The sequence below is a fragment of the Parabacteroides sp. AF17-28 genome, from assembly GCF_003479205.1.
Taxonomy (GTDB): domain Bacteria; phylum Bacteroidota; class Bacteroidia; order Bacteroidales; family Tannerellaceae; genus Parabacteroides; species Parabacteroides acidifaciens.
In genome coordinates this window covers 210,059-229,762 of record NZ_QUGV01000003.1, presented here as the reverse complement: position 1 = coordinate 229,762, position 19,704 = coordinate 210,059, and the positions used below count along the sequence as shown (strand labels likewise).

Annotated in this window: 16 protein-coding genes; all 16 read right to left on the bottom strand. The window is 38.4% G+C overall.

Annotated features, from left to right (window positions below; all coding sequences use genetic code 11):
• Nucleotides 1-108: 108 nt before the first annotated feature.
• Nucleotides 109-573 (bottom strand): hypothetical protein, encoded by a 465-nt coding sequence (locus DWW90_RS03405; protein ID WP_122343985.1) that lies wholly within the window; start codon nucleotides 571-573, stop codon nucleotides 109-111.
• An 80-nt stretch (nucleotides 574-653) separates the two neighbouring features.
• Complete coding sequence (locus tag DWW90_RS03400; protein ID WP_122333614.1) at nucleotides 654-1,598, bottom strand: HlyD family secretion protein; 945 nt, start codon at nucleotides 1,596-1,598, stop codon at nucleotides 654-656.
• Between the two features lie 37 nt (nucleotides 1,599-1,635).
• Nucleotides 1,636-3,831 carry a peptidase domain-containing ABC transporter gene (locus tag DWW90_RS03395; RefSeq protein WP_122344028.1) on the bottom strand — a complete coding sequence of 732 codons (2,196 nt, stop codon included), beginning with the start codon at nucleotides 3,829-3,831 and terminating at the stop codon, nucleotides 1,636-1,638.
• A gap of 24 nt (nucleotides 3,832-3,855) precedes the next feature.
• Nucleotides 3,856-5,148, bottom strand: coding sequence for a glycosyltransferase family 2 protein (locus DWW90_RS03390; protein WP_122343984.1), 1,293 nt, complete (start codon nucleotides 5,146-5,148; stop codon nucleotides 3,856-3,858).
• Nucleotides 5,135-6,391, bottom strand: coding sequence for a glycosyltransferase (locus DWW90_RS03385; RefSeq protein WP_122343983.1), 1,257 nt, complete (start codon nucleotides 6,389-6,391; stop codon nucleotides 5,135-5,137). Before DWW90_RS03385 ends, DWW90_RS03390 begins: the two co-directional genes overlap by 14 nt.
• A 26-nt stretch (nucleotides 6,392-6,417) precedes the next feature.
• Nucleotides 6,418-7,845, bottom strand: a complete 1,428-nt coding sequence (locus tag DWW90_RS03380) for a Gfo/Idh/MocA family protein (protein ID WP_122343982.1) — start codon at nucleotides 7,843-7,845, stop codon at nucleotides 6,418-6,420.
• A gap of 11 nt (nucleotides 7,846-7,856) precedes the next feature.
• Nucleotides 7,857-9,929 carry a TIGR04157 family glycosyltransferase gene (locus tag DWW90_RS03375; RefSeq protein ID WP_158582808.1) on the bottom strand — a complete coding sequence of 691 codons (2,073 nt, stop codon included), beginning with the start codon at nucleotides 9,927-9,929 and terminating at the stop codon, nucleotides 7,857-7,859.
• 1 nt (nucleotide 9,930) lies between these two features.
• Nucleotides 9,931-11,160, bottom strand: a complete 1,230-nt coding sequence (locus DWW90_RS03370) for a TIGR04157 family glycosyltransferase (protein WP_122344027.1) — start codon at nucleotides 11,158-11,160, stop codon at nucleotides 9,931-9,933.
• Nucleotides 11,161-11,172: 12 nt separating this feature from the next.
• Nucleotides 11,173-12,045 carry a hypothetical protein gene (locus DWW90_RS03365; RefSeq protein ID WP_122343980.1) on the bottom strand — a complete coding sequence of 291 codons (873 nt, stop codon included), beginning with the start codon at nucleotides 12,043-12,045 and terminating at the stop codon, nucleotides 11,173-11,175.
• A gap of 17 nt (nucleotides 12,046-12,062) precedes the next feature.
• A complete protein-coding gene (locus tag DWW90_RS03360; RefSeq protein ID WP_122343979.1) occupies nucleotides 12,063-13,223 on the bottom strand; it encodes a 6-bladed beta-propeller in 1,161 nt (386 codons plus the stop codon).
• 9 nt (nucleotides 13,224-13,232) lie between these two features.
• Nucleotides 13,233-14,381 carry a TIGR04150 pseudo-rSAM protein gene (locus DWW90_RS03355; RefSeq protein ID WP_233547637.1) on the bottom strand — a complete coding sequence of 383 codons (1,149 nt, stop codon included), beginning with the start codon at nucleotides 14,379-14,381 and terminating at the stop codon, nucleotides 13,233-13,235.
• A gap of 11 nt (nucleotides 14,382-14,392) precedes the next feature.
• Nucleotides 14,393-15,838, bottom strand: a complete 1,446-nt coding sequence (locus tag DWW90_RS03350; protein WP_122343977.1) for a radical SAM peptide maturase — start codon at nucleotides 15,836-15,838, stop codon at nucleotides 14,393-14,395.
• 85 nt (nucleotides 15,839-15,923) lie between these two features.
• Nucleotides 15,924-16,097 (bottom strand): TIGR04149 family rSAM-modified RiPP, encoded by a 174-nt coding sequence (locus tag DWW90_RS03345; RefSeq protein ID WP_122343976.1) that lies wholly within the window; start codon nucleotides 16,095-16,097, stop codon nucleotides 15,924-15,926.
• A 140-nt stretch (nucleotides 16,098-16,237) separates the two neighbouring features.
• Nucleotides 16,238-16,588 (bottom strand): LytTR family DNA-binding domain-containing protein, encoded by a 351-nt coding sequence (locus tag DWW90_RS03340; protein ID WP_122343975.1) that lies wholly within the window; start codon nucleotides 16,586-16,588, stop codon nucleotides 16,238-16,240.
• 205 nt (nucleotides 16,589-16,793) lie between these two features.
• Nucleotides 16,794-17,192: a DUF3244 domain-containing protein gene (locus DWW90_RS03330; RefSeq protein ID WP_122343973.1), complete on the bottom strand. Its 399-nt coding sequence runs from the start codon at nucleotides 17,190-17,192 to the stop codon at nucleotides 16,794-16,796.
• A 141-nt stretch (nucleotides 17,193-17,333) separates the two neighbouring features.
• A complete protein-coding gene (locus DWW90_RS03325) occupies nucleotides 17,334-19,220 on the bottom strand; it encodes a lipopolysaccharide assembly protein LapB (RefSeq protein WP_122343972.1) in 1,887 nt (628 codons plus the stop codon).
• Nucleotides 19,221-19,704: the final 484 nt, after the last annotated feature.

Below are 19,704 nucleotides of genomic sequence, written 5' to 3'. Positions count from 1 at the left end.
AGAGGAACGCAGACTTATTTTTATTTAAAACAATAAATGATCTGCGTTATCTGCGAAATCTGCGTCCGGTAATACAAACGTAGCGTCTTACCGATAAATCTTCATTTATCACCCCATCTCACTGCTTTTCTCCAAAAGGTCTGCAAAATCGAACGAATCCATCTGCGAATAGCGGATTTTGTCTGCCAAATACTTGACAGACACATCCATGTCGAAAGCGAGCAAAAGAGAAAAAGAAATTTCCGTATATGAAGATTTATGATTTTTATACGGTTGCATCCACAAATTAAGCACCTTCAGAAAGAGATTTAACTCTTCCATCCCATACAGGAATTCCCCTAATACCGTCTCTTTCCGGACATAATCCAGAAACGCCTGGCGACTTGCCTTTATCAGACGAACCAGGAACAGGCGATAGACAGGTGTCAACCCGTCCCATTCGGACAAAGCGATTCCAAACGTCCGTTTACAAAAAATGCCCCTTTCTTCAAGAGGCATACACTTTAATAACTCATGATACTGGCGAACGGTAGGTTTTGCGCCCCCAAACAGCGCAATCAATTGTTCTTTCATAAATAACTTCCGGGAGGGGGAAAATTGATCCCTCACGCCCGAAAAGCCACCGGACAGACCGGTTACAACACAAAAAGCCTTTAAAGCCCTTCCTTCAGCATCTTTCGCAGTGGTTGAAAGAAACGCTCTATCAAACGCAGTTCTTCAGTTACGATTCCGGCCGTAGCTTTCATTTCCTGCGTCGCAGGAAGACAGATTCCGTAGTTGGTGGTCAGTCCGCCGGGGAAGACAATCTCCACCATGTAATTGTCTTCCAGCGGAACCATCGAGACAGACAAGACCTGCCCCTCCACGATCCCGAACTCCTGGTCCGGGAAATTACTGAAACGCACGATCACACGCTGCCCTTTACGGACCTTACCCGAACTGGCTATCGGCATCAAGGCACGCCCGATCCATTCACCCGGCTCCTCCGGCACGATCCGGGCAAACAGGTCACCAGCCGACACATACAGGTTCGGATAACCCTGCCGGAGCATCTGCACCCGGCCCGATGCAGACGCCTCGATACAATAGTCCATCTCCCAACGCCTTACAGCCGCCAAAAGCTGCCCCACTGCAGCCCGGTAATCCTTCGAAGCCGGGTCTTTGCCCGCCAACGCCGTATAAGAAGACTGGATATCCCCCAACTGCCACACGTCCTGCAACAGATAATAACTGAAACGCTCCGGCTCCTCCGCATAACGCGCCAACAGCTTCTTCAGCCGCAACACATCCTCCGTAACTGCCGTATTCTCGATCACGGCAAGCGGCAGCCCCTCTTTCACTTCCTGGCCATTAGAGACATACAGCCGGCTTACCCTTCCCGACGTCCGTGCAACCACCTCCGTCACCGGGTTACGGCTCGTCAACGTCATCTCAGCCTCGATCACATCCGGATACCGGAAGAAGCAACTCCCCACGACAAGTGTGAGCACCACGGCGAACAACACCGTAATCCCCCACCTCACAATCCAGGACGGTACATGCCCCATCACTTCCTGGACGGCCTCACTGCGTAATTCTATGTCTTTTCCTTCTTCCATACGGCTGCCTCCTGTAAGGGCGGTTCGCGAACCGCCCCTACGAACCCAACTCCAATTGGTTCTTCACTAATTTGTAATATATGCCCCGTCGTGCCGTCAACTCCTCATGCGTCCCCTCTTCGGCAACGCGGCCTTTGTCCAACACGACGATATTGTCTGCATCCCGGACCGTGCTCAACCGGTGTGCCACCACGACCACCGTACGTCCCCGGTAGAACTGGTGCAGATGCTCCATGATCTCTTTCTCATTATTCGCATCCAGCGCATTCGTTGCCTCGTCAAGGAAGATAAATTCCGGGTCCTTATACACCGCACGGGCGATCAGGATACGTTGCCGCTGTCCCTGGCTCACACCGTTTCCTTCCATGCCGATCTTCGTATTATAGCCCAAAGGCAACGAATCGATAAATTCCCGGATATTCGCCACCGTCACCGCATGGAGCAGCCGTTCCTTATCGATCGATTCCGCACCGATCGCTATATTCCGCGCGATCGTATCCGAAAAGATAAAACCGTCCTGCATCACGCAACCCGTATGTGCACGCCACACATGCGGATTCATATCTTTCAGCAAGACGTTTCCCACCCGGATACCCCCTTTATTCGGCTCATAAAAACCAAGCAGCAGCTTGACTAACGTCGTCTTTCCGCTACCGCTCGCACCCACAACAGCCGTCACCTTATGTTCGGGAATCGTCAGGCTCACATGCTCCAACACATAGTCGCGGTCCGCCCCGTCATAGCTGAAGCACACATCCTCTATCCGCAGCGTCCGGTCTTCCGGGATCTTATTTGTTTTCAAGGCTAATGTCTGTTCCTCATCCTCCTTCTGATGAATTTCACCGAGGCGTTCCAAGCTGATCTTCGCATCCTGGAACGACCGCGCAAAACCGATAAACTGCTCGATCGGAGCCGTCAGTTGACCCACGATATACGTCAACGACATCATCATACCCAACGTCATCTCACCGGAAACAACAGCCCGGGCGGCCAAAAAGGAAATGAGGATGTTAGTGGTTTGGTTAAAAAAAACCGACCCGAGCTGTTGATATTGTTGTAGCGCTAATCCCTTAATACTGATTTTAAATAATTTCACCTGGATACGTTCCCATTCCCACCGCTTTTCCGTCTCGCAGTTGTTCAGCTTGATCTCCTGCATACCCGTCACCAACTGGAAAAGGTTACTCTGCTCCCCGGCAGCCTGTGCGAACCGTTTTATATCCAGTTCGCGCCGGTACTTCATAAAAGCCAGTATCCAGGCCACATACAATCCATTGCCCACTAAGAACAATCCCAATATCGTGAGGTCATAATACGCCAGTACAAACCCGAACACGATAAAATTGACAAACGAGAAAAGCGTCGAGATGGACGAGCCCGTCATAAACGTCTCGATACGGTTGTGGTCGCCGATGCGCTGCATGATATCCCCGACCATCTTCGTATCGAAAAAGTGCAAAGGCAGCCGCATCAGCTTGGCAAGAAAATCGGAGATCAGTGCTATATTGATCCGGGTATTGACATGAAGCAGAATCCAGCTACGGATAAAATCGACCGACAGTTTAGCCACGAAGATCACCAACTGCGCGATTAATATTAAGGTAATAAAGCTAAGGTTACTATCCCGGATACCCGTATCTACCAAACTCTGTGTCAGGAACGGCATGATCAGTTGCAAGATACTGGCCGTCAACATACCTAATACCAACTGGAAGAGTTCACGCCGGTAAGGGGTCAGATAGCGGAAGAAGAAAGAAAATTTCCGTTCTTTCCGCGTCTCTTCCTCCTCGCGATCGTAAAAATCCGGTCCAGGTTCGAAGAGCAAGGCAGCTCCGGTGTCTTTCCCTTCCACAACGGTACTGCACCAGCAACGCGCCAGTTCAGATTCTTCATAGACTAATTTCTTGGTAGCCGGGTCGGCGATATGGTATTTTCCGTTCTTTACCTTATATAATACGACAAAATGATTCTGGTTCCAGTGCAAGACACACGGCAACGGTACTTCTGTTCGAAGCTGCTCCAATGTTATCTTCACCCCCATCGTCCGGAAACCGATCCGCTCGGCGGCATCGCTGATACCTAACATCGATACACCTTCGCGCGTGATAAAAGCTTGCTCACGTAAGTGCTGGACGGAATAGTTCCGCCCGTAATACATTGCGATCATACGAAGGCAGGCAGGGCCACAGTCTACGGATTCAAGTTGATGGTAGAAGGGAAATGATTTTATCATACTCAAGTATTAACGTTTTACATATTATTCCGACTTACTTACAAATACATTCTCAAAAAGCAATACGGAACCCTCTTGTAACAAGCGATAAAGTAAATCATTCTCTGCCAAATCACCTAATAATTCATTATAATATTTTACTTTATGCAAAACATCCCGTTTAACAATAACAGATGGCAAAAACAAATTCTTGTCATCCAATGTTTCTCCTGCTGCCACAACAGTTTTTTCTTCCTCCATTAATTCACACTGTAATTGCAATCGATCAGGAAACGAAACGTATCCGGACTCCATCATACAAATATATTTCCCCTTAGCCATACCGCAACCGATATTCAACAAAACATATTTTGAAAGTTCTTCCCCTATTTCAATCCAACGAATTCTTTTATCTTCCCCATTCACTGATATAGCACTCTTATCCGCACAAACAAGGATCAATTCAAAATCTTCCCAAGTCTGTTGTAATATACTTTGTATGGCCATACCTGCATCTTTTTCTACCACAGCCATGACTACCGAAATAGCACATGAACGATCTTGCTGCAGTTCTATACCTTTCTTCTCCAACCGCAAATGCCATCCAATATTTCTGAATCGCTCGATAACTTCAACCCTTTCTTTGTTAAACAAGGGTTTCCGATGCAAAGCATGTTCATCTGCCGAATAATATCGTTTCACATTCCCGGATTCAACAGGCACAATTTGCCGGGGAACATAAGTCGGAATATTGCCTAACAGTTTGCACAGCGCAGAAAAATGAATATCCTCACCATTATTACGGTACAACGGAGTTTGCGACAAAAAATAAGAAATCCATTCTTTCCTGAAAAACCAAGCATTATTTCCAAAATCGACTTCTGTATCTTCCAAACAAAAACTATGCTGAAACTCGTACCCGTCTCCTACAAACATTTCCGTTCGGCACGTATCCGGCGACAACAGTCTGCCATGAGGACAAACAATCGCATTTAAACGTTTACAGGTACTTAGTGCATGCTCTATAAACATTTTTCCCGGTATAATATCATCATCCAGGATATAGACATAAGGAGTTTCAACCCGTGTAACAGACTCAAAACGTCCAAATACACCAGGATTCTTTTCCCAACAAGAGTAACGAACCCTATCCCTATATTTATCTATAATCACACTAACATCAACATGATGCAGGCTCTGCTGAATCCATATATGTGAAGGAACAACCGTTTGCTGGAATAAAGCCAGCAACTGTTCTTCCAAATGATTGCGTTTCCAAACGGTAAGAATCACTGTAACAGCGTCCAATGCATACTCTTCCACTTTATTCTTTTCCATTTACACCTAATATATAAGCTGTCTTTTCTTTACTAATATTTAGAATATGAAACTGCTCTATTTCAAAAAGAACTTCATTATCCGGCAACCAATCTTTTTCTATTTTACCAATCAGACAATCAAATAAGAACTCCAGATTTTTGCTAAAAATTCCCTTTTGAGCTCCTTTCCCAAACAAACATCTACGGGATATACGGAGTCGAAAATAGTATAACCATCCATACCAATCAAAATCTTCCCTATCGACTAAAACGCCAAGTTCACCGAACAACAGACTATCTATCTCATCAAAAATTTCATCTTCATCTCCTTTTATAAAGTTGTTCCGCAACATATAAATCATACCACAGGTAATCCCTAACAAACCACAATCCAATCGAGCCGGAATTGCAGCCGACAAAACAGAAAAGACCTGATCCAACAACTCATCAGCCTCTTGTTTATACCGTACATCACCAGAGTATAAAGCATATGTATAATAAGCAATCGCCTGACCAATGGAAGAAACTGAAACTTCTGCCCTTCCCACTAAAGACTGATCCTCTTTTTTATAACGATTAATAAAATTCATTTGATATTTCAGTCGTATTTCGTCAGCAAAAAACTGTTGTTTTTCTTTATGTAAAACCGATATTTGAAAAGGGTGATAACGATATCCGACTAAAGGTTCTATTAAATTTTCAACCTTCCCTGCCGCAACCAGACGACAAACCAAATCATAATCAGCCGAATAATAATATCGTTCATTATAACCGTTTAATTTCAACAAGATATCTTTTCGGATCATCAAGGAAGAGTGCACAAAACAATTATTACTCAATAGAGCCAACTGAATTTTCCGATAAGAAGATAGACCTTCCCTCAAAATCCCACCAGGCAACGATATACATCCTGATCCCACCGCTAAAACATCCGAATGTTTTTCCAAATAAGACACTTGTTTTTCCAACCGATCCGGCATAGCAATATCATCGGCATCCATAACAGCAATATATTTTCCTTGCGCCAGTTGCATTCCTCTGTTTCGGGAAGCATAATTACCAATGTTACAGTTATTACGCTCAAATATAATCAGTTGATCCTTATAACTCTGTACTACCATATCTGTCTCATCTTCCGATGCATCATCAATAACAATCAATTCAAAATCAGAAAATGATTGTTGCAATATACTATCAATTGCCTGTCCTACAAACTCTACCATATTATACACCGGCATTATTACAGAAACTTGTACTGGCATAGATTCAGATCCTTTATTAAATTAAATTATGGCATTACTGGGAGACTCCAACCCGCACGATAATTATGTTTAATCAGTTTAGCTGCAAATTCTTTCGCATGAACCGGATCCGACATTTTAGCATTGAATGAAGGATGTCCAGCTTTGATAATAAAACCATTTGAAATCATTTGCCGGATTTTTTCATCATCACCAATATTCGTAAATTGCATATTTATTCCATCCCATTCCAATATTTTATTCAACGATTGCAAGCGAACCGCCAAGATTCCCATCATGATCATCTCATTGAATGGACCAGCCTCCGAGAAATCAGACTTGGTCTTTACACGATTTTCCGGACTTTCCTTGCACGCACGTACCCAATCCTGTTCGTGGCCTCCCTCCATCGCCCTGTTTACACGACGAATCGTTTTGGGGATATTGGGCACACGCCCGGAAAGCAGCCAAGGCTTGAGCCCATAAGAACCACAAAGCAACGTATCTTTCGTCCCATGAAAAATGGTCAAACCACCACTTATTCCCATCAACGGGCGTCCCTGCGGAAATCCAGCCGGACGTTCGGGCATAAAACCACCATCATACCAATGAACTTCCACCTCTGGGAAACTCACTTTCGGCATGCTTTTCCGAGCTGGATAAACGAATTTCACATACTCTGACTGCGGAGCGCAATCAATATATGAGGGTGAAGATGCAGCTTCCACTGATATGGGATAGCCTAACTTAAGAGCTTTAAAAACAGGATGCAAAACATGACACCCCATATCCCCCAGCGTACCGGTCCCAAAATCCCACCAGCCACGCCAGTTCCATGGATGGTAAATAGAATTGAAAGGTCTCACTTTTGCAGGGCCAATAAACAAATCCCAATCCAACGTAGAAGGAACTTTGTGTATTCTGGACGGGGTCTCCAATCCTTGCGGCCACATAGGACGATTAGTCGCAGCTTCAACTTTCTTTACATCTCCGATTTCGCCATTCCAAATCCATTCACACACCAAATCAACACCTTCGTCGGAAGCCCCCTGATTTCCCATTTGTGTAGCGACATCATATTCTACAGCCAACTGAGTAAGTAATCTTGATTCGTAAATCGAGTGGGTTAATGGTTTCTGAACATACACATGTTTACCTAATGTCATAGCGGTTGCAGCGATAATGGCATGCGTATGATCAGGAGTCGCCACTATAACAGCATCGATATCCCTGTCCATCTCATCAAACATCCGGCGAAAATCCTTATATTTTCCAGCTCGCGAGAAACAATTCAAGACCGGCTTTGCATATTTCCAGTCCACATCACAAAGAGCAACGATATTTTCCGTCTCAAAAACATGCTGGATATTGGTGATTCCCATACCACCAATACCAACGACAGCTATATTCAGTTTGTCCGATGGAGCTGTATATCCGTAGCTTTTGCCTAAAATAGAATTTGGTGCGATCTGCATGTTATACTTTTTTACTTATAATTCTTACGCAAAGAAATGGTTGTCTCTGTCGGAAAATCGTCAGGGACCGGCAATGTCACTTCACCGGTAGCCGCCCATTCAGCACCACGAAGCAATGTAACCTGGAAACCGGCACATTGCATGGCCACATTGTCGTTAAGCGAGTTTCCAGCATGCCCCAAAGTCGTATGGAAAATACGCGCTTTTCCGTAATTGACCGTAAACATAGCCAACTCATCGCGTCCGGAACCCTTCGTCGCCGGATCGGAATATCCCCAAAACAAAACATCTTTGACAATACCCGGTCCACGCATCCGATCGTACAATTCATCCTGTGCATGACACCATGCAGTAGGCAGGCCTTTCGTTACCGGATGCTCCAAATTACCACAATGAAGCACAAACTCATGCTGAAAACCATGCGAACCGGCACATCCGGAAGTTTCTTTATCATACACCAGACAGCCCTCTTTCATATATATGTATGGACCAGCTGTCTCATCACGATTTTCCCATCCACCAAAACCAATTATTCGATTATATTCCTTCCAATCTCTAAATGCATTGTTCGCAGCATGATAAACCACCACACCGCCTCCATTTTCAACAAACTCCAAAAAAGATTTTTCTGTCTCTTCCGGCCATCTGTCGCCGTTATAATCAAGTATCACCAACTGATAAGATGCAAAAATCGGTTTGAAGTTCGACATGATTTTGCCTTCTTTCGGAGATATGGCGACGTCAATAGCAAAAAGTCCGGAGTTCTCGAGAATCTGCTTGATTGCGATGTGACTAACCTCCCAGTTATGATTATTCTGTCCTGTTACTATCAATACTTTGATCTTACCATCATCATGATACCAACATGATTTATATAGCTTCAACATATTCTCACGGAATATTTCCAAAGAATAATTCTCAAAATACCTTTTACGCCCATTTTGCCCCATTCGTATAGTTACTAAAGGATGTTTCAGTAAGTACAACATTTTTTTCGCCAATAAAGAGCTATCTATTTCAGCTCTATCAGTATATTCAATTACCGGAATATGTAAACCTGTAACATTATTTTCTATCATTTCACCCAGCCCAGTAGAGGTTGATGCAATAATCGGTAACCCATGCATCATCATTTCAATAGCGACATAACTGCATTGCTCATGGAACGATGGCATTACTCCTATGTCAGCTATTGTATACAATTCATAAAGCTTTTCCATCTCCACCAATCCCGTCCAAATAATATTCATCCAAATATCTTTACATTCTAGCAAATACTTATCAAAATCTCCACTTCCTGCTATGAGAAACCGGCAATCAGGATAATTTTCTAATATTATTCGAAAAGCTCGCAAAGCATACTTCAATCCCTTAATATCATCTATTCTTCCTACAAAAAGGAAAACAGGGATATCAAGTGGTATATAATATTTTTGTCGTAATACAGACTTCCCAACAACAGGAACAATATCGGTCAAGCCATTGTATATCGTTGTAATCTTATTTGAATTTATCCCATAATCGCACTGCAAGTGTTGCTGTATTCTTTTCGAAAGGCAGATAATCCGATCTACAATCTGAAACGTTTCTTTTTCTCTTTGGAATATATCCTTTATTTGTTCATACTCATCTCCTTGATTTATACGTCGTGTTTCCAATATTTTTCTAAAACACATAAAATTCCCGAATAAATTAAAACACCAATCAAGATAATGTACAGTCAATATAATTTTACAATCGAATGTTTTTTTCAATTCTTCTGCAAGTTTGCTTCTCCGAGTATAATTTAAATGGAAAATCAACTCCTTTTTATCTTTAACGTGTAGCTTTAACCAATATATAATATTACGATGATACAAATCCCATTGTTCCTGATTATTCATTGACCATTGCAAAGGCGCAGGAAAATATAAATAAAAGATACCTTCTATTTTCTCACATTCTATTTGAGGCTTATCAGTATTTAAATTTACTACGTATATATTAATACTGCTATTTTTTAAAATAGCAGTTAATTCCCGAACATAAGTTCCAATTCCATATACTGCTCCACGGCAAAATTCGTTAATTATATATAAATTCATATTATACCCACATCGATTTATACATACATAACATATTATCACAAAATAATTTAGATGAATAGTAACAAAGATATCTTTTCCTTGCATTTTCTCCCATCTGTCCAGCCTCTACCGGATGTTCTAATAGCCACAATATTTTTTCTGATAATAAAAATGTATCGATTTCTACACTATCAGGTAAAACAACGAGAGGGATTTTTATTCCGCAAGTATCATCCACAACTTCATTCAATCCTGATGTAACAGTAGTCACAATCGGCAATCTATGCATCATCATTTCAACTGCCACATAACCGAACGGCTCAAATAAAGAAGGAACAACGCCAATATCTGCCATTTGGTAGAGTTCGTGCAAATCTTGCTTTCCCAGCAACCCTGTGAACGTTATTTTCGAATAAATATCCTCACATTCCAGAAAGCACTTATCATAATCCCCACTACCAGCAATTATCAGACGACAATCTTTATTTGTATTCAATACTTTGCGAAATGCCCTGATCAAATAAACTACCCCCTTGATCTCATCTATACGACCAGCAAAAAAGATTATTTTTTCTTTTACCGACATATTCCATTTCTTCCGAAGAGACATGACATCGGCCGGCATATCATACACATCACATAAACCATTTGGGATGACAGATATTTTAGCCATATCAATACCATAATCCTCACACAAAACATCTTTCATATAGCGAGTCATGCAAATAATATGATCGACCTTTGAATAATAGGATTTTTCTACCTTAAACATCGTTTGTAGCTTCTTCTCTAACTCATCCGGATGTTTCTGTTTCAAAATTCGACGTAACCGTTCGGGATTGTCATAAATAGTAAAGCCCCAGTCGAAAAAGTGAGAAACTGCAACAACTTGGCAATCAAACATGTTTTTCAATTCTTCAGCCAATTTTCCGCTTTCAAAGAAATTCAAATGAAAAATCAAGTTTCTTTTATCTTTAATATGTAGTCGAAGCAAATAGACTATATTCCGATAGTACAAATCCCATTGTTCTTGATCATTTATCGTTCGTTGGTCCGATATGGCTAATGGAAAATATCGATATTCGATTCCTTCTATTCGTACTGTTTGTATTTGAGGCTTTTCTGATATCAGATTTACTACACAAACATTTATATCATGATCTTTCAACGCAGCAACCAATTCATGAATATAAGTGCCGACGCCAAATACCGACCCACGACGGGTTTGATTGAAAATATATAAATTCATATTAAATACGAGTTACAGTAGATTCATCCATGATATATTTGTTCGATCCAATACAGTCAACCGCATCATGCCTTCACCTGTATATCCGTTAAGAAGTCCTGTACCAACGGGGGCTTTTTCCATATCCAAATCCGGAATTTGTTTCAAAGCGATATCGATTTTATCTTGTATCGGTTCATGAAAATAACAATGATGTTGATAAACTCGCACAACATTGCCAACTACTGAATCCTTTAATCGGGGAATACCCCTGATAAAAACCGGTGATTGCAAATCCCATATCCTTCTGCATTGTTCCAAAAGTCCAGAACAATTATTAAAACCAGATATTCTTTGCAAATTAGATAAAAAACAAAATACATCCGCTTGTTCGGCGATTGGGATCTCCTGTTTTTTTTCATCAATCTGCAATATTATATAAGATAAACATTTCTGTGCCAACACGGCTGGAGCTTGATAACGCAATCGGGTAATCCAATATTGACCATATCCGATTAATCCACAGTATTGACTAAAGTTCAACCAAGGATCGTACATCACAGCACGTACCATCCGTTGATCAAAGTCTTCGCAAATATCGTCTTCTACGCTCAAGAAGTTATTTTGGATCATATAATCAAATCCAACTCCGATCCCCGCCAACCCTCTTTCGTAATCCGCCGGACTAGCAATATGTATTTGATTCAACACTTCACTGATCACATCCATTGCATAATCAGCAAACAAATCATTTCCTGTAAACTTTGCATAATGAAAAAAGAAAATAGCAATTCCTATTTTTCCATGTATTAATCCTGGACATTCAGTTAATGTTCCATTAAGCAAAAGCATATCGGCGATTTGTCGCAAATCACCCTCTATTTGAACGAAATTATTTTCTTGCATAATTTTATATTATCAAGTTACTTCTTATGCTTTATCAACATGATGACTGGATTATCTTCTTCATTCAATTTGGAAGCAATTTTTTTTAGTTCTCCTTTCAAAATATTCTTTTCATACGCTTTGATCAAATCAAAAGATTCGAGTGACTCATAAAAAGCGATTTCATCATTAACATTTGTACCCCTCATTCCCATTCGCTTTTTATTGGTATAATTGTCATTATATAAAACGTATCTAAAAACAGCTTTTTGTTGTTTATCATAAACTAAATCGGTTTCACCTCCATTAAGAGTCTTTTCATAAGTACGCATAAACTCATATTTATCCGTAAGAATTTCTGAATAAAGAAAAACTTCCGGATTCATGGTATGTATGGAGGGAATCCTGACTATATAAGGTTTCAATCCTTCTTTCAATGAATACCAGTAAATAGTATCGGAAGAGGGTTCATTCAGAAGTACACGATTACGAAAACAATGTATCGTATTTGGTGTATTAAAAATGCCACTCGTCAGTTTTGTTTTTTCGTCATACGATAAAAGAGCAGTCCTCGTTCGCTTTTCTTTCGAAATGTCAATTTCTTTTAAAATGGTTCCATCTGATTTCGATACGACATAGAAAGAAGAGGCTTCAATAGCATACAGATTCCCTTCAAAAGATGAATTCCAACAAATAAAATTATCTGTATCAAGATTCACAATATTACTATACTTTACATCATCTCGATACATTATATCACGTTGAAAATTTCCAGCTAAATCATAAACCAATATCTTTTTTTTAGACATATCATTAACAAAGATTTCTTCTCTCTCCTCATCTAATAATATATTATGTATGTATACATATTCTTCACCACTATTTCCCTTGCAATTTATCTTACTTATTCCCTTTCCTGATCGATCAAATATATAAATATTTCCATCTGAATTTCGATTCCTCACAACTAAATATTTACTTCCACAAGCCATTACTAATCCTCCACAAACAAATTTATCATTCGTTTCCAATGGGATATATTCTACATCCATGAAGTCTTGAAGAATCAATTCTTTCTTCGGATAGTTTATTGTAACATCTACAATGATGAGATCATTTCCACTTTCGTTGCTCCACTGACAACCTACGCACACAAGTAAAATAATGAGATATAATGAAGTTGAAATTAGCCTCTTCATAAGAATTATTTATATAGATTTTACATGACAAAGATTCAGTTGTCCAATTGCTATCTCCAAATCAGATGGAGGAGGACAAAGCCATTGATACACACAGGTATTACATGGTTCATGATTACGTATACGAAACCAAGATTGTCCCTCATCAATTTCCTTTTGCAACAATTCATAAATATTTTGTTGGTATATATTACCTAAAGAGGAAAAACTCAAATTTGCATAAACATCCCCATTGGGTTTAATATGAATCTTTCCAAAATCATTACTATTGACTGCTTGATTCGTAAAAAAATTCTTCAATGACATGGGTGTAGATAAAATATCTTCTTTTGTCAAAAAGACATGTTCTTTCAAAAAGTCTATATTACAACCCGTATAAACAGGTTTAAAATAGTATTTTTTTAATTGATATTGCTCTACAAAATGCTCTGCTTGTTGATAATCATCCAAACTTGTCAAACTAAATAGATATTCATATGGAGCAGTTTGAGATTTCAATAAATTTATCGAATCTATTAACAGTGATTTATCAACAGGGAATTGCACCAATATACGATATGAAAAATTATTCATACAATTAGATTCTAATATCATTATATCCCTATATGAACAAGTAAAATTCTTCAAATTAGAGCGTTTATCTAAGAAGCAAAACAAATCATTACATCTGTTTAAACTCTTCAAATTTCCTATTATATTAATTGTAATATTTTCCGGAAGTGATTGTAAAAAAGAAATAAACAAATCTATTTTAATTGTGTTATCTACATGAGCATTTACTTCCAATAAATTATTCAACACATTTTTTAAAGATGAAAAATTATGTTTAATATACAAATCATTCCCCACATAAAAATTCGTATAAGGAGATATTTGTACCGGTTTACCACTTGAAAGTTCAGCATCAATAATATCCCCCATGAAATTTTCGCGTAACATCATTACGAAATCATGAATATCAGATTGATAAAGTCTATCACTTATCAAAAAAACGACCCCGAAATTTTCTTTTTCAATAACTTCATGCATCAACTTTACTACTTCTACTTTCTCTGACTCCAAAGTAACACCATCAAGAGTATTATATAATAAAACTTCCTTTTTTGTCACGCTAATATATACATACGGTTCGATAACAAACCAATAATTCTTATCCATTTTCATACCTATTACTCTAATATCAAATTTTCAATTATACCAAAATAATCTTCGGGATTTTTTTCAAGGAACGAAAATGTATAAGAAAGTTTATTCCGAAAATCATCAGAATCCGAAAAAAATTCACAGACAAATCCCTCCTTCCCTATTTCGTTTATTTGTTCAAGTTGAAACAAACAAGTACCACAAAATCTATACATATAACATTGTTGACAAACATTCACCATATGATCAAAGTAAAATTTATATCTTTTTGTTATTTCAGTAATATTGATATTCACGTTGTCATCCACATTTCCGATACTGAATTTGTAATTGATCTTTTCACATGGTAGTAATTTATTTCGTGTAGTCATCATTATTTTCTTTTGTCCAGGCAGACAAGTACAAGTCGGTAAATTTTTTTCATTTTCTTGAAATAATGATTTGATATTGGACACATAAAAATTAACTGTGTAGAATTTCAAAAAATTCGTCAAATCTTTAAAAGGAATTGACTCGGTGTGCGCATTGTAAGAAACTTCAGAATAATAGTCCAAGCATTTTGATTCACTTTCTCTCTTACTTTGATACATTTTTTCATACATATTCCTCTTCTCTGGATTTAAATCATCAAAAGACAATTCTGCGATTCGTGGAATTTTATTATAACGAGAATAAATAAATTCATAAATTTCTTGCACTGAATTTTTATCATGCAAGACAGCATTAAAATCCACTGATTTAATAAAATATTCTGGATATTTTTTCTGAAGCAGATCCAAATTCTCAATTACTATTGAGTGAGAGTTCTTTTTATTCCCTTTAAAAACACGATATCCGTGATTTCTTTCGCCTCCATCTAAACTTACTAATAAGCGAAATTTATTATCAACTAATAAATCTATATATTTATGTATAAGTGTAGCATTTGTTGTCATGGAATATTCGATATCCATTCCTTTCTCTTGATTCAAGGAATTGGACACATCTACAATTTTCCTTATAAAAGATCCATTATAAAGAGGTTCACCTCCGTAAAATCCAATATATAGTTTTCTTTTTTCACATTTAGGTTTATTATTAAAAATGTATTTCAATAGATTGATCGCATATTCTTCATTAATATTCTTAAAATTTCTCTTATCAAATCCTTTATACATTTCCCCATAAGCACAATATGTACAATCCAAATTACAGAAATCTGTTACTTCAAACACAATTTGTTGTGTATGGACAAGCGAGTTTTTCACCATTTTCTCATCTAACACTCCAAATTCAGCAACTTTGGGTTCTAAAAAAAGTCCATGCTGCTTCAAATAAGCATACTTCTTTTTATAGTAAGGATCAACATTCTCTATTGCATTATTTTCATAAACTTTTGCAAATTCATGATGAATTAATAATGTTAATCGAAATTGGTCATCATATATATATGAATTATTATTTTCCGTTTTAAATACAAGCGATTTAATCATGGTAAAATTTGTTTTTTAAGATTGACAACCGACAATAAAATTGTCGGTTGTCAATAATAATACCTACTAAATTAAAGAATGCACATTAATATGCATATCTTTGAGAGCTTTGTTTTGAATTGCCACTATTAGCAACATCTTCATAACCACATGCACAAGGACAAGGACAAGAACATCCGCCCTTTAGAGCATTCATCTCTCTTTGCTCTAATTCCGCTTTATTCAAGCGATTCAATTTAATTTTACCAATCTGACGCATAATGCTACATTTTTATGATTTACATTGCAATAGTAACCTTTAGTATTTTATTCACCAAACAAATTCAGTACTTCATCCTCAAACGCGCAATTTTTCATCCCGAACGCATGATTTCGTGAACAAAAACTAAAATTCCTCTCTTAAATCGCATACTTAAGAAAGGATTCACGAACTTTTTTTTCTCTTCGTTCGCTAACTTTAAACTCCATCCCATTCTTTAAATAAACCCAATACGCCCCACCTTTGAATACTAATTCAGAAACATGATTCATATTGACTATGACTTGCCGATTGATTTTCATAAAGTATTCTTGCAACTGAATTTCTATTTTAAGCAGGCTTACACGAAGCAAGCACTCTTTATCCTTAAATTTCAGCCAAATATTGGGTTTATCACACACAATAGCAACCAAATCGTTACAAGAGGATGTTTTCAATCCTCCGTTGTAAGAATATCCCAGTTGATCACCCTTTACGATTAGTGTATCCATAAGCTTTCCTCTTCAATTAATCGATATTTCCCATTTGTCATAATTAACATGAGAACGACAGAATTGGCATAAGTCAATGTATCTCTATCGAACCGTTGTTCTAATGTTGGCAATAGCTGTTCTACCGCTACCGATTGGATATTATCACCCAAATTGTTCAATCCCCGATATTTAAAACCGGCAAAATGTCGTTCTCCCATTTAGATCAATAAATAGTCCCTTCCAATCGATCTCCAAACTGGTTCGTTAGAACCAACTGGTACGTCTTGCCAGATTCCAACACACCCACATAAATAGTCGCAGAGCTAAAGCCAACCTGGATCGTTTCGTCACAGACCTTTTCTGCTCCATTAGACAATCTAACATGGATTTCTGAACGGGAAGAGAGAGACTCTACATAAAGATAGATACCATCCCAAGAAACGGAAACAGGACAATCAATTTCGGCTGAGCGTTTATCTTCAAACCATTTTCCTTGTAACGGGACTTTCTTTTTTTCATCTTCCCCCGATCCAGAAGAAGCTAATAGAGTTTGTACACTAAGGATGAATAAACATCCCATTAATAATGTAATCCACTTGTTGTTTAAATAAATATGTTTCATGGCTATCTGATTATGAATACAAAAATAAAAGAGAATTCATAAACCTTAAGGACAACACACAAATACCATAAAACACTAAAATACAAGATATAAAATCACCCATACGATACAGTAATACTTGTTTGGAAAGGACACCGCGTGTTAAAAATCGTCAATAAACGAATCAAAACCTCCTTTTCCCCAACTTTCTTTACCAAACTTAGGCTTAAGGCGTTGTTTCCGTTTGATCACGGCATCTTTTTGTATATCTAAGAAAGAAGAGATTTCTTCATTTGTAAACATTAGTTTAGTCAAGCAACACAGTTTTATATCGTCAGAATTCAATTTAGGGAAACAAACAGATAGCCTATCTACAAAATTTTTATGCAGTAGATTAACAATTATCAAAAGCTCTTCCCATTCTTCATCTTGAAGTGACGCCTCCTCTGCTCGCATTTTTACAATTAAGGAAAATGAATACATATTTGGAGTATCTGAATTTTTATTTGAAATCTGAATAGAAAACTTTTCTTGCAATGCATGAATCATTTCCTTCAAATCCAAATTTTTCTCTTCCAGTTTTTTATTCTTATTGATCAACATAGATCGAGCACCTTCTATTTGATCGATATGGACAGCTTTTTCCTTTAGTTGTCTTGATAATTTATCCACCTCTATTTGATTATGTTCATCCGAATATCGTAATTCTTCTTCTAATTTTTTAAACTCTTGCTGTAATGTCTCTATCTGTCTGGATAAAACTAATGCTTCAGCTTGATTTTCTTCTAAATTTTGTAGATTGGCTGATGATTCATTTTGTAGCACTTCCAACTGTTCTCTTAACTCTGATACAAGTTGTATTTTATCTTTCAATCGCCGCCGGTATATTTTTATCATTGCAAAAACAATTCCTAAAAGAACTAACAGTCCTAAAATTCCTTCACAAACTATCCGAACATTCTGCAACTGCAACTGCAAATTTTCTTTCTGCATTTTTTCATAATTGTATTTAGCTTCTATCTCCAAAACCATATTCTTATTCTCTATTTTTTGAATAGAATCTATATACATCCAATATTTATTATTATATTGGACAGCCTTTTCATATTGCTTCTGTTCTTCATATAAGAAATATAAACATTGGCTGCTCCCGGACAACGTATGCAGATTGTCAGATTGGAGCGCCTTCTCCAAATATAAGATAGCTTCATCTGCTTTTCCTACATGACGATATAAATCCCCTATTGTAAAATAAAATTGTTCCAAATTACCAACTTTGTCATTTCCCTCTTGTTTTGCCTTCAACAATCGATTCACATAATCTGAAATCTTGTCATATCTATCAGCATTTACGCAAACAGCAACATATTCGTTCATAGCTAACTCCATAGCTTGGAAATCTTTTATTTGAGTGGCTACAAGCAATGCCTTTTCATAATACACCAAACTCTGTTCCCATTCTTCTGACAAGCTATAAGCTCTTCCGATATAAGAATAGCCATAAGAGATGGAAGAACTATCGCAACTTGCAAAGGCATATTGCAATGCATCATGGTAAGCGTTCATTGCTTTATCCTGTACATTAAGACGAGCGTATAACGTTCCCAGCCGGGATGACGTCAAAAACAATTGTAAATAATCAGAAGTTTGCTTCCCTATATCCAATGACTTAACAAAAAGGAACATTGCTTTCTCTATATCTCCTAAATCTTGGTAGATACGTCCCTCATAATACAAAGCTTTCGCATAACGTAACGGATCTTTCTGTTTCTCAAAATACCTTACCGCCACCCCAATCAGCGAGTCCGACGTATGCTCCACATAATTCTTATCTCGCGCCTGCGTGACCAGTAAACACCAAGTGGCATATTCTGCCGCCGAAAGGTTTTCCGGAGACTGCACGGATTCCAGCAGGCACAGCGAACTGTCCGGCCGGCTGTCCATAAGGGTTTCGGCTTCCTGCAATAAAGGGAGGATATGAGATTGTTTTTGGCAAGCGGTCAGGCCAACGATAAACAAGAATAGTATCAAGTAAATGTATCTTTTCATCTTTGTAGCGTTTGTAGATGCAATGATACAAATACCTTTCCTTATTTCTATATTATTTTGTTGACAATTTGTTGACACTTGAATATTCCGCACTAAAACAGAGATTTACAATAACCCCCTATTTTTCTATTTCACCTCAAAAAATGAACGATTTCAATTTGACTTTTCGCTACCGAAACAGCACATTTCGTGACAAACGGACCGGTGGCCTGCGCAGCCCATTCAAAAAGAATGACATTTGTCAAACCGGAACAGAGACTTCCCGACATTCCGATAAAGCTTAACTCCCGGAGAATCGAATATCTGAAAGCATGAAGGGGAAGGGACAGGAATATGGCAAGGATTCGGAGGCTATTTTTCGGTAAACTGGCAGCTCTTTTCCATTACGACCGTCCTAATCGCCATTACGACCGTCCTAATCTTCGCGAGGTGCCGAGTGCACTACCTATTAGCCCGGTCGCGGTGGCGATTAGGACGGTCGTCT

Excerpts from the sequence above, each read along its gene's own strand:
- DWW90_RS03395 (WP_122344028.1), bottom strand. The coding sequence starts at position 3,831 with ATGATAAAATCATTTCCCTTCTACCATCAACTTGAATCCGTAGACTGT.
- DWW90_RS03390 (WP_122343984.1), bottom strand. The coding sequence starts at position 5,148 with ATGGAAAAGAATAAAGTGGAAGAGTATGCATTGGACGCTGTTACAGTG.
- DWW90_RS03360 (WP_122343979.1), bottom strand. The coding sequence starts at position 13,223 with ATGAAGAGGCTAATTTCAACTTCATTATATCTCATTATTTTACTTGTG.
- DWW90_RS03330 (WP_122343973.1), bottom strand. The coding sequence starts at position 17,192 with ATGAAACATATTTATTTAAACAACAAGTGGATTACATTATTAATGGGA.
- DWW90_RS03405 (WP_122343985.1), bottom strand. The coding sequence starts at position 573 with ATGAAAGAACAATTGATTGCGCTGTTTGGGGGCGCAAAACCTACCGTT.
- DWW90_RS03385 (WP_122343983.1), bottom strand. The coding sequence starts at position 6,391 with ATGCCAGTACAAGTTTCTGTAATAATGCCGGTGTATAATATGGTAGAG.
- DWW90_RS03345 (WP_122343976.1), bottom strand. The coding sequence starts at position 16,097 with ATGCGTCAGATTGGTAAAATTAAATTGAATCGCTTGAATAAAGCGGAA.
- DWW90_RS03325 (WP_122343972.1), bottom strand. The coding sequence starts at position 19,220 with ATGAAAAGATACATTTACTTGATACTATTCTTGTTTATCGTTGGCCTG.
- DWW90_RS03400 (WP_122333614.1), bottom strand. The coding sequence starts at position 1,598 with ATGGAAGAAGGAAAAGACATAGAATTACGCAGTGAGGCCGTCCAGGAA.
- DWW90_RS03380 (WP_122343982.1), bottom strand. The coding sequence starts at position 7,845 with ATGCAGATCGCACCAAATTCTATTTTAGGCAAAAGCTACGGATATACA.
- DWW90_RS03375 (WP_158582808.1), bottom strand. The coding sequence starts at position 9,929 with ATGAATTTATATATAATTAACGAATTTTGCCGTGGAGCAGTATATGGA.
- DWW90_RS03365 (WP_122343980.1), bottom strand. The coding sequence starts at position 12,045 with ATGCAAGAAAATAATTTCGTTCAAATAGAGGGTGATTTGCGACAAATC.
- DWW90_RS03340 (WP_122343975.1), bottom strand. The coding sequence starts at position 16,588 with ATGGATACACTAATCGTAAAGGGTGATCAACTGGGATATTCTTACAAC.
- DWW90_RS03350 (WP_122343977.1), bottom strand. The coding sequence starts at position 15,838 with ATGATTAAATCGCTTGTATTTAAAACGGAAAATAATAATTCATATATA.
- DWW90_RS03355 (WP_233547637.1), bottom strand. The coding sequence starts at position 14,381 with ATGGATAAGAATTATTGGTTTGTTATCGAACCGTATGTATATATTAGC.
- DWW90_RS03370 (WP_122344027.1), bottom strand. The coding sequence starts at position 11,160 with ATGAATTTATATATTTTCAATCAAACCCGTCGTGGGTCGGTATTTGGC.